Below are 11,684 nucleotides of genomic sequence, written 5' to 3'. Positions count from 1 at the left end.
CTGAAACCACGCAGCTGTTTCACTATTAAAAATAACTATTAATTTCAATTTTTAACCTAATGTGCAGAATTCTCCAATCCTCTATAGGTAGGAAATGGATACCATACCCTTGGTGCAAGGGTATTTCAAACCTGTGGAGAATGTAGGTAACGTTGTACTCAATAATTTATTATATCTAATAATTCCCAATGCTATACTCATAGTTCTCCTTAATTACCTTCTCACTAATATATTTTGTATGGAACATGAATGTTCTGCATAGAAATTATATTTAAAATTATAAATACTGATTTTGAACAGAGTATCCCGATTATAATACCTCCTATAATATCTGTAGGATAATGTACATACAAATATAATCTGGATAATGCTATTAAGAATGCTACTGACATAAATATTATTCTATATTGATGGAAATACATAGATAATACCCCTGCAACAGCAAAGGATGAACTTGTGTGTCCTGAAGGAAAGGAATAGGATATTGGCCTCGAAATTAGAAGGTGAATATTAATTCCATTATTACAAGGTCTAATCCGCTTTACTATATGTTTCACTATCCCCTCCCCAACAATTGTACTTACAAATAATGTTAGTATCACTATATCTCCAATTGTTCTATAAGGTCTATTTAATAATAAAATAATTGCCACTGCTATCCAAATAATGCCTACATTTCCCATTGCAGTTACTATAGGCATTAATTTATCTAAATATTTATTTTTTAAATATTTATTAATAGAATGCAAAACATAGTTATCAAATATATTTATTCTATTTAAAATATTTAAATACATATTTACTCACCTCTTTCCCCTAATTTACATATATTATTCACACTGGAGATTAAAATTGGATTAAAAATATTTTATTTATCAAAAAAATTTTTAATCCTACTTAAAATTTTATCGGGCAAGTAATTACAGAGAGGTTGATAGATTTAATATTTATAAATATTAAATCTATCAACACTTACAAGAATTACTTGCCCAATTTAGATTGAATATACTACCGAAACAATAATATATTAATTAACCTTAGCCCTTCTATACAATGTCTTCTTTACGTCTTTTATATCTCTGACATTTGTTTTTGCTATTTGTAAATAACAGATAGCAGCCGGAACCAAAAACATCTGAAATATTACCATAGTTATAATATAATTACTTGGTTCCCTTTTATATATTGAAATAAAAGCTAACAAATATCCTATTCCTACATTTCCAACAGTTCTACCAAGACTGTTTGCAATGTTAGATATGCTAAAAGCTGCACCCCTATGTTCTGGAAGATTCACCTCTGTTATTAATGCTAACCAATTTGGAGTATTTGAAGATTGAGTAGCACTTGCCAAAAAAGACAGTATAAATATTCCCAACATCCATGGATTTATAACTATTTCTCTCAAAAGACTTATTAGTATAGAATAAGTACTGCTGGTATCAATTAAAAGTTTATTCATTGGCATTATAAACATAATTACATAAAGAGGCATAGTTATAAATACAAAAAATGAAGTCATTAATGCCCTTCCTTTATAACTTTTTCTCTGCAATAAATCTCCTAAATATCCAAAAGCAGAGGACGTCAAACCACCTAATTGCAATATTGCATACAGATATCCAGCAGCTATAATAGCCGTTTTATTATCATAACCTTGATTTTGTATTTTTGAAATATATAGAGTTGGAAGCCATATAAGACTCCCAGTAGTAATATTCATAAAAATACCTTGAAGCAACAACAATAGGTTAGTCTTTTTACATATTATTCCTTTAACTTCATTTAATTGTATAGTGTGATTATAGCTATTTCCCTCTCTTATAAGCTTTTTAAGTTCAGGCTCCGCTCCACCTAAAACTGGTTCTCTTATAAAAACATATAAAACAGTTAAGAAAAATCCTATTATACCTACAATCTGAAAAGGCTCTCTCCAGTTACTTGATGTAGCAATAAGTGACGCCATTAGAGATCCCATTATACCCCCAAAACCCTGAGACATTCCCCAAAGACTGAGAAGCATTCCTCGATATTTATAGGGTATAAAGTCTGTAAGCACACTAAAACCAATAGACGCTATACAGCCAAGACCAATTCCTGTAAAAAATTGTGATACTATAAGTTCTAAATAATTATTACTCCTAGAAGTAAAGAAAACGGCTATAGACCAAATAATGGTACCAAACATAATAAGCCTTTTCCTATTGTACTTTCCTGCTGCATATCCCCATAATATAGATGACATAGCTGTAACAATTATATTTATAGCAGATACAACTCCTAATGAAGATATAGTTATGTTTAAATCCTTGGCTATTGAAGAAAACAGAGGTGGAAATAAACCTATTATAATATTGTCAAATGCTGCTAAGGCTACAAAGATAAACACAGTATATATTGTTCTAATATTATTTCTATTCATATATAAAAAATCACTCCCCAAATTATATATTACTGTACCTGTTTGATTTTCTAAAGTTATATTTTTACATTGATAAATTTTTTACTTATTGTTAACATTAAATATGAGCTTATTAATATAAAATTTATTTATAGGCATTTAACAAAATTCATTAATTATTCGTGTAATAATTAATATGTATTTTAAACAAAATACTAAAGAGCAATACGGCATATGAAAATAAATAGTGAGTTAAAGATGCTAGCATACTGACTATTTATTTATTTGAATGTGCCTAAACTATTATTTAATTACAGAGGTGAAAACATGACTAAAAACATATTAATTATTTCTTCCAATTATACAGGCAATGGTCACAAAAGTATATCAGAGGCTCTATGCGAACAATTCGCTCTGCATTCTAATGTAAAAGTAACTGTAATAGATGGCTTTTCCTTAGGTGGTGATTCTCTCCTTAAAATTGGTAAATCCTATGGTACAATTACAAGAACTGCCAAAGGTTTATGGCAATTAATCTGGGATTTATCATCAATTAAACCATCTATAATAAATGAAATAATTGAATTGACCATAACTGATAAATTCATGGAATTATTTAAAAGCGTAAAACCAGATTTAATATTATCACTACATCCTAATTTCAATGGCTCTATAATAAATATTATGGAGAAAAACAAAATAAAAATTCCTTTTATCACTTTTATTGCTGATCTAGTGAGTATTTATCCACTTTGGGCAGATAAAAGAGCTGATTATATAATTAGTCCAACCATTGAAGCCATGGAAAAATGCATACAATTTGGAGTTCCAGAAACAAAGATTAAAGTTTTAGGTTTTCCTGTACGCTCAAAATTTTATAACAGCCCCGATATTATAAACCAATATGGCACCTATAATAAGCCTTTAACTTTCCTATTGCTTAGCGGAGGCGATGGTGTTGGTAATATGAATAAGATTTCACATATTCTCCTTAGTAACTTTAATTGCAATTTAAATATAGTTACAGGCCGTAATTCACTATTGAAAAAGAGACTTGAAAAATCTTTACTTGAAAAATATGCTGATAAAGTTCATATTTATGGTTTCGTAGATAATATTGAAGAACTTATGGTAGACTCTGATGTAGCCTTCACCAGAGGTAGCCCAAATGTAATGATGGAAGCTATTGCCTGTAATTTACCTATGATCATAACTGGAGCTTTACCCGGCCAAGAGGAAAGAAATCCCCAGTATATTAAAAAATATAATATAGGAGCAGTCTGCACCAATGTGAGAAAGCTAAAAACCACCATTGATAACTTACTTTCCCATGATGCTTCTGAATTAATAAAAATTAAAGAATGTCAAAAAAATTATAGTGATCCCAATATTGCGAAAAATATAGTTGATTTTATAATTCAAGTGTAGAATAAATGGTCTAAAATAATAATTTTAGACCATTTATTTTATATTATTAATACCTCTTGTTTTTTTAAACCTTCTGCCAAAAAACTATCCTTGCTAATTTTTAATATATATTTATAAATATATAAATTATACTTAGACAAAAGTTCTTGAAAAGCACTTTTATCTCGGTTCCTACATCTTTCTATCAATTCATTCTTTTCCATATGTATCAGCCCTAGTTCTTTCGTTAAATTATCTACATGATAAAGTGATTAACAATCATAAATTGATTATATATATGTAATATTCTAATTGCAACCTATATATCATCAAAATATCAACTTAAGTTCAGCAAGTAATCCAGTTTATGTTCACCTTTATTATCTTTAAGAAAGATTAAAATCAAATTAAAAAAGAAAAAAATATAAGAGGATTATGAAAATCACTTAAAATAATATTAACAATATAGTTACTCATTTCTCAGCAAATTTTAAGTAAACTCTAAGTGTTTATTAATATAGGTGTTATATAGTTATATTCATAGTATATTTTAATAAATAGAAATAGGAGAATTGATGTTATGAAAAAAATACCTAAAATACAAATATTTAGAATTTTTGTTCAAATTGCATTTTTATTTTTACTCCCCGGTCTTTTTGCTTTAGCTTTCAGTCAACTAGGTCAAATATATTCTGCGATCATTAATGGAAAATTTAATCTTCTTCAGTTATTTCCTAATTTGGTGTCAATGTTAACACTTTTCATTTTAACCATAGTATTGAGCAGATTTTTCTGCGGTTGGTTTTGTGCCTTTGGAACTTTTAATGATTTTATATATATTATATCAAGGAAAATATTTAAAACCAAATTTAAAATTGATAAAGATGTAGATGCTGTATTAAAATATTTAAAATATGTAGTTTTATTGTTTATAGTAATTTTCATGTGGACAATTGGCAGCAAAGCCTTCCAAACTTTTAGTCCCTGGGATGCCTTTGCACAAATAACTAATTTACCGCAAGTTATCTTAAATTATCCACTAGGCTTTATTATATTGATATTAATAGCCTTGGGAGCTGTATTTATCGAAAGATTTTTCTGTAGATATCTATGTCCTTTAGGAGCTGTATTTTCAATAATATCTAGGATTAGTATATTTAAAATAAATAAACCTTCTGATAAATGTGGTAAGTGTAGAGTATGTACTAACAATTGTTCAATGGGAATAGAGTTATATAAACTTCAAAATGTAAGGGGCGGAGAATGCATAAATTGTTTAAAATGTGTAGAAAAATGTCCTAGAAGTAATACTAAAGCCACCATTTGTGATGAAAACATTAATCCAGCATTAGCTAGTTCAGTTGCCATAGTTGCTTTTGTAGGAATATATTCCGCTAATAATGTGGCTGGTAAAGTGATAAGTCGTAATTTTCCAGTTACTGTATCAGCTAATACAAGCAGCACTATGCCACAAACAAAATATAATGATGGAACTTATACTGGTACCGGTACTGGCTTTAGCGGTGGTACAACTAAAATTTCAGTTACAGTAAAAAATGGTAAAATTGCTAGTGTTGAAACAATATCAGATGAAGATACGCCAGACTATTATGATAGAGCCTACAGCTCAATACCAAACGAAATAATTTCAGCCCAATCTACTGAAGTAGATGCTGTTTCAGGTGCTACATATAGCAGCCATGGGATTATTTCTTCAGTACAGGATGCACTTAGTAAAGCAGTAGCAAGTAATACTAATAATACTAACGTACCAGCAAGCAATAATTCTTCTTCAGATAGTAGTACTACTAAATCAGCTGAAAATAATAATTCAACACTAAATAGTAATACATCTGCTGCAAGCAATACAACACCTGGTGTAAGCAGCGCAACACCTAGTGCAAGCAGTGCAGCTGCTCAACGTAAATATAAAGACGGAACATATACCGGAACAGGTAATGGCTTTAACGGTGAAACTAAAATTTCAGTTGCGATAAAAAATGGTAAAATTGTTAATATACAAACAGTATCAGAAAATGATCAATATTATAGAATGGCTTACAGCTCAATAAAAGATGAAATAATTTCGGCTCAATCTCCTCAAGTAGATGCAGTTTCAGGTGCTACCTATAGTAGTAAAGGAATTATCACAGCAGTAGAAAATGCGTTAAATCAAGCTAAAGCATAGAATTTATCTCAAAATATATTTGTTATGAAAATTTATCCGATAACTAGTAGCTGTAACACTCCACCTCCTAAAGATGGAGATAACAGCCACACGTTCCTAGATAATTCATCTAAACTTAGTGGGAATACAAACTCCCACTAAGTAAGATTCATTCATAGCTAAACTTTCATAATTATAAAAAACACTATGAAATCCATATAATTTTAATTGATTTTCATAGTGTTTTTATTTTTTTTGTATATAATTATGAATGTTATTTAGGAAATCATTCATTAATTTTTACTTTTGGGACACCCTCTTTAAATATATAGAAAAGGTAGTTCCTACTCCTAATTTACTGTTGACTTGAATTTTTCCATAATGATCATCTATTATAGATTTAACTATGGAAAGTCCTAAACCATATCCGCCGTATTTACGTGATCTATGGGACTCATTACGAAAAAATCTATCAAATATTTTAGCAATATTCTCTTTAGATATTCCCGTTCCATTATCTTTAACCTTTAGAATAACAAAATCCTTTTCACAATCTGTAATAATACTTATAATGCCCTTCTCCTCATCCGTATGCCTTACTGCATTTTGCATCAGATTATAAATAACTTGCTTTATCTGATCTCTATTAGCATGAGCTAATACATTGTCCTTTAACTGTAATTCTATTTTTCTTTCTTTTGAAAGTATTTTTAGCTGAGGATATATTTCATTTATAATATCACTAATATTTTCTTTATCCATTTTTACAGGAGCATGTTGGTCTAATCTAGTCAACAATAATAAATCATTAACCAATTTATTAAGCCTTTCGCTTTCTATTAAAATACTATTCAATGCTAAATCCAATTGTTTCTCATTTTTTGCCGCTCCTCTTAATAAAACTTCTACAAAGCCATGAATGGATGTAAGTGGAGTTCTTAATTCATGGGAAGCATCGGAAATAAACTGTCTCATCTTTTCTTTAATGTATTGTTCTTTTTCAAAGGACGTTTCTATTTTCCCAAGCATAGTATTAAAAGCACTTGCTAATTTATCAATTTCCAATTGTTTATTATCCACCGGTAAACGAGTATTTAATTCTCCAACACTGATATTCTCTACAATATTAGTCATATTATAAAGTGGTTTTAATGTATATTTAAATACTGTTATACCAAATATTCCGCCTACAATTAATGTTAAAATTGAAACTGCTATGTAAATGTAAAATTGTCGATAAAGTATATCCTCAACAGGTTTAGCCGAAATGCTTAATTGTATCAAACCTGAGGGGAAATCTAGATTTCCAATTTTACGAAAGGATACTATTTGTAAATTATTATTTTCATCTTTAACTAATCTATACCCTTCTAGGGTTCCACTTTGCTTAAATAGCCATTTATAATCATCCTGTGATAACTTTGGAATAGGAACAGTTTGTTGGAATCTATCTAAGTCTTTAGATTTACTTATATCATTAGTATCTATGTTGCTTGGTCCTTTACTAGCACCTACTACAATATTTCCATTTATATCTATAATTGCACCACTCATATTTGAATCAATTGTTTTATCCATAAGGTTATTTGAATTTTTTATAACATCTACTGATGTTTGAATTTGCTGTACTTTGTGTTCATCGAGATTATGAAATCTGGAGTCTAAAACCTGCTCTTTACCTCCATATAAATATTCTTTCATGGTTACATATTGCAAAATTCCAATTATAATTAATAACAATATTAATATTAGAAAAAAACGAGATAATAGCTGCCATTTTAAGCTATTAGTCTTTAGTATATTTTTGGGCCTTTTCATCTATATTACCACCTTATAACCTACACCACGTACATTGCGAATAATTTTATGTTCCTTATCCTCAAGCTTATCTCTTAGGTATCTAATATACACTTCTACTATATTTTCTTCACCATTGAAATCATTACTCCAAACTTTTTCAAGTATTGCTGCTTTACTCAATACTAATCCATTATTAACTAATAAATAATTAAGTAAATTATATTCTGTTGGAGATAATTTCAAAATTTTATTATGGAAAGAAATTTCATGAGCACCATTATCCACTGAAAAATCACCTATATGTAACACATCATTTAGCTCCGGAAATCTATTACGAAGCCTAACGTTAATTCTTGCTAATAATTCCTTGAAACTAAAGGGCTTTACCATATAATCATCTGCCCCTAAATTTAACCCTTTAACTCGATCATCTATTTCATCCTTAGCAGTAAGCATGATAATGGATGTTTTTATAATTTTCTTTATTTCAGAGCATACCTCATAGCCATTCATACCCGGCATCATAACATCTAATATTATTACATTGGGATTTAATTTTCTCGCTAACGAAATTGCCTCAATCCCATCAGATGCAGTATGTACAATAAAGCCTTCAGCTTCCAGCCCCATTTTTATAAATAGGGTTATACTCTCCTCATCATCTACAACAAGAATGTTTACTTGATCTTTATTTAATAAAGTCATAAAACCTATCTCCCTTTTCTTTTGCTTCCCCTTTTAAAGCTATCTTTTCTTTACCTTGTGCAGGCAATAATTTAAAGTTGATATCCACATAAATTCTCCCCATATATACTGAGGCATAATTTCAATACCAATATAAGGTAATATAATGGCCACTGTAGTACAAAGAGCAGAGCAAACTACCAATATTATACCCATCTTATTTATATTTGAATTACTTATAGCATTAATTGCCAACATTAAAAAAAACATATTTATAACAAGATAAATTATATCTATATACCAAAAATTATGTTGTAAATTCATGCTATAGCCAAGTGAACTATCATTTATCATTGATATATACACTGTAACCTTTGAGAACATAAAAAAATAGATAATTATAAATGCTAAAGCTCCCAAAGTAATATGTAAAAAATTTATCCTATCTCTTCTAAGTAAAATATATAGTATTATAGCACCACTTATTGGTATACACACAAAATGTAGAAAATAAACAGACTTCATAATATACATATAACTGAGATTATTATTTATATACATAATAAAAAGTGATATATATCTTAGCAATAAAAAAATTAAAACAATGCTGCTAAGAGCTCGTATTTTTTTTGGACCTTTTAAGCATAGTCCTATTCCAAATAAAACAGATAATAAAACAAGCAATAATAGAATTAGATATATATAAACCATCATTTATCTTCTCCTCAAACTTATTATTACTTATTAATATTAGTAAAAAACTCTATTTATTCTTCTATACCTAAAATTTTTAGTCCATGCTTTATACAGGTAATTTTAAGTGGAAAATCTGGACCTTTCTCCCCATCTATGTCTGTAGTTATATCCTCATAGCTTTCTATTTCCAGTTCATCAGTTTTAAAATACATTATTGAACTATTATCTAAATGATCACCTTTAAGCATGTTTATAAATAGGCCTATCATATCTACAGGATTACTAGCTTTTATTATAATTACGTCTAAAAGGCCATCATCTAAATGAGCTTTATAAGCAAAATTCAGATTTCCCGCGGTTTGTCCATTAAATATAAGAACCAAGTACATATCGCCATCGAAATGATTTTTAGAAGATTTAACCTTAACCTTTAACTTTCTAAAATTAGGCAGTTGCTCTATGCCCTTAATATAATAGGCTAACTTTCCCATGGTGTTCTTTAAATTGATATCAATTTTTTGTGATATATCTGTAAACAGCCCCATACTAGCTACATTTATAAAATATTTATCATTTATTTTACCTAAATCAACTTTTTTTACATCTGTATTCAATATCTGTTTACAGGCCTTTTCAATGTCAGCAGGCATACCAATAAATTTTGCAAAATCATTAGCTGTACCTACCGGAAGAATAGCTATAGGTATATCTATTTCTTTATTCTTCATACAATTAACCACTGTATCTACAGTCCCATCTCCTCCAGCTATAAGTATATATTTATAGTCATCTTCTATATCCTCAAAGGCCTTATCTATGTTAAATCCCCTACTTATTCTATAGGGTATTACGATATAACCCTTTTTTTGATGTATCTCTATAACCTTATCTATGTTGGTTATAATGGAATTTTCTCCCGAATAAGGATTATAAATAAATTTTACTTTATGCATACTGAGTCTCCTATCAATAAATTTCATAATAGTATAATGTAAAATTATTATAAAAGCACATTTATGTTTCTTTATATAGTATATTCTATTTTTAATATTTGTTTCAAAATAATTTGTAAACAAATAACAAGTCAACATACATATTTTCTTTGACTTGTTATTTGTCCGATGACTAGTCCCTGGATAATTCATCTAAACTTGATGGGAATAAAAACTCCCACCAAGTAAGATTCATTGATTTAATGTGCCTAATATCAGGCTGTTTTTAAATTATTGGTGTACAAGGCTCTGAAATCTCACATAATGTCTTTTCCGCTAAGTTTTTCATAGTAGAATTAGTTGCTATATCACCTAAAGAGATAATACCAACTAAATTGTCATTTTCTACTACAGGAAGTCTTCTTATCTGTCTTTCACTCATTATTCTTGCTGCATCTTCAGTCTCCATACTAGGTTGTATAAGCACAGGATTTGAAGACATTATTTCTTTAACGGTTTGTACTTTTGCATTTTGTCCATTGGCTACAGATCGAAGAGTTATATCCCTATCTGTAATAACACCTACAACTTTTTCCCCTCTGCATACAGGAATAGAACCAATATTATGTTCCATCATAAGTTGAGCTGCCCTCTCAATGGTATCATCTGAATTTAAACTAGCTACACTTTCAGTCATTATTTCGCTAACTTTCATAATAAAAACACCTCCTAATTATATTTTAACCAAGAGTAATTTTTATATGATACCTAATTAGTTTTTATTTTTTTATACCTTCTATATATGTAAGAAGCTGTAACCGCAACACCAGCCATTGCAGCAATAGGTACTAACATTTTAACTGAAAAAGGTCTATTTAAATGCTTTCCCATAAAGGAATAAGCTAACATTTCCGGTATTATTCCAAGCATAGTTCCAAGAATGAAATCCGTATATCTCATTTTAGTAAGCCCTGCGGCATAACTAAGAGGGTCATAGGGAAAAACAAAAGATAATCTCATGAGAAACATTATTAAAAAACCATGTTCTTCTATTCTATTGTCAAGTTTAAAAACCTTTCCTCTAAGTATTTTATCAACAAAGGGTTTTCCAAGCATATGAGCAAGGAAAAATGCTAGGGAAGCTGAAAAAAAACATCCTATCATACTCAATGCAAAAGCATACATTGGTCCAAATATATTTCCTGCCAATATAGATAATAGTGAAGTTGGAATAACTAAAGCCACTGGTTTAAGTGAATATATTATAATAAAAGCAACTGCCGCAAAATTTCCATAGCTTAATATATAATTTTTTAAATATCTCATGGATATGTGTTTTCTAAAATGTCCCATACCTATATATGTCAATATAGCTCTATTACAAAAAAATAAGTATAAAACAATAATCACAATACAAATAATAAGAACATATTTAAATTTGTAATTATAGTTCTTCATATTTTTATCATCTCCAGTATATTATATAATAACATGGTAGTAAATTCATTTCTAGTATTTGCAAAAACTAGAACACTTATATATATAAATATTAATAAACTATTAACTATTTTCTATAAATGAGTTATAATAAATGATA

11 protein-coding genes are annotated in these 11,684 nt (G+C 28.9%); 2 read left to right on the top strand and 9 right to left on the bottom strand.

What is annotated here, in order from left to right; translation table 11 throughout:
• Positions 1–224 precede the first annotated feature (224 nt).
• Both CLOPA_RS06030 and CLOPA_RS06025 read right to left on the bottom strand, forming a co-directional pair.
• Positions 225–797 carry a phosphatase PAP2 family protein gene (locus tag CLOPA_RS06030; RefSeq protein ID WP_015614579.1) on the bottom strand — a complete coding sequence of 191 codons (573 nt, stop codon included), beginning with the start codon at positions 795–797 and terminating at the stop codon, positions 225–227.
• 230 nt (positions 798–1,027) lie between these two features.
• Positions 1,028–2,422, bottom strand: a complete 1,395-nt coding sequence (locus tag CLOPA_RS06025; RefSeq protein WP_015614578.1) for an MFS transporter — start codon at positions 2,420–2,422, stop codon at positions 1,028–1,030.
• A gap of 306 nt (positions 2,423–2,728) precedes the next feature.
• On the opposite strand from CLOPA_RS06025, the gene CLOPA_RS06020 reads away from it, so the two are divergent.
• The gene (locus CLOPA_RS06020; RefSeq protein WP_015614577.1) at positions 2,729–3,829 is read left to right on the top strand and encodes an MGDG synthase family glycosyltransferase; all 1,101 of its coding nucleotides are present in this window, start codon (positions 2,729–2,731) and stop codon (positions 3,827–3,829) included.
• Between the two features lie 38 nt (positions 3,830–3,867).
• On the opposite strand, the gene CLOPA_RS24180 is transcribed toward CLOPA_RS06020, so the two are convergent.
• Positions 3,868–4,032, bottom strand: coding sequence for a hypothetical protein (locus CLOPA_RS24180; protein ID WP_207637900.1), 165 nt, complete (start codon positions 4,030–4,032; stop codon positions 3,868–3,870).
• Positions 4,033–4,388: 356 nt separating this feature from the next.
• Between CLOPA_RS24180 and CLOPA_RS06015 the strand changes: the two genes are divergently transcribed.
• On the top strand, positions 4,389–5,996 hold the full coding sequence (locus CLOPA_RS06015; protein WP_015614576.1) for an FMN-binding protein: 1,608 nt from the start codon (positions 4,389–4,391) through the stop codon (positions 5,994–5,996).
• A gap of 279 nt (positions 5,997–6,275) precedes the next feature.
• On the opposite strand, the gene CLOPA_RS06010 is transcribed toward CLOPA_RS06015, so the two are convergent.
• The 6 genes from CLOPA_RS06010 to CLOPA_RS05985 all read right to left on the bottom strand — a co-directional run bounded on the left by CLOPA_RS06010 (position 6,276) and on the right by CLOPA_RS05985 (position 11,545).
• Positions 6,276–7,793: a sensor histidine kinase gene (locus tag CLOPA_RS06010; RefSeq protein ID WP_015614575.1), complete on the bottom strand. Its 1,518-nt coding sequence runs from the start codon at positions 7,791–7,793 to the stop codon at positions 6,276–6,278.
• Positions 7,794–8,480, bottom strand: a complete 687-nt coding sequence (locus tag CLOPA_RS06005; protein ID WP_015614574.1) for a response regulator transcription factor — start codon at positions 8,478–8,480, stop codon at positions 7,794–7,796. It abuts the gene before it with no gap.
• Positions 8,481–8,519: 39 nt separating this feature from the next.
• Entirely contained in the window at positions 8,520–9,173 is a 654-nt protein-coding gene (locus tag CLOPA_RS06000; protein WP_015614573.1) for a hypothetical protein, read from the bottom strand.
• A gap of 53 nt (positions 9,174–9,226) precedes the next feature.
• Complete coding sequence (locus CLOPA_RS05995; protein WP_015614572.1) at positions 9,227–10,108, bottom strand: YegS/Rv2252/BmrU family lipid kinase; 882 nt, start codon at positions 10,106–10,108, stop codon at positions 9,227–9,229.
• Positions 10,109–10,373: 265 nt separating this feature from the next.
• Positions 10,374–10,802: a CBS domain-containing protein gene (locus tag CLOPA_RS05990; RefSeq protein ID WP_015614571.1), complete on the bottom strand. Its 429-nt coding sequence runs from the start codon at positions 10,800–10,802 to the stop codon at positions 10,374–10,376.
• A gap of 53 nt (positions 10,803–10,855) precedes the next feature.
• Positions 10,856–11,545, bottom strand: coding sequence for a TVP38/TMEM64 family protein (locus tag CLOPA_RS05985; protein WP_015614570.1), 690 nt, complete (start codon positions 11,543–11,545; stop codon positions 10,856–10,858).
• Positions 11,546–11,684: the final 139 nt, after the last annotated feature.

Origin of the sequence: Clostridium pasteurianum BC1, assembly GCF_000389635.1 — a bacterium.
GTDB lineage: Bacteria > Bacillota > Clostridia > Clostridiales > Clostridiaceae > Clostridium_I > Clostridium_I pasteurianum_A.
The sequence above is the reverse complement of the archived record's forward strand: the minus strand, read 5'-3'. Positions and strand labels throughout refer to the sequence as shown.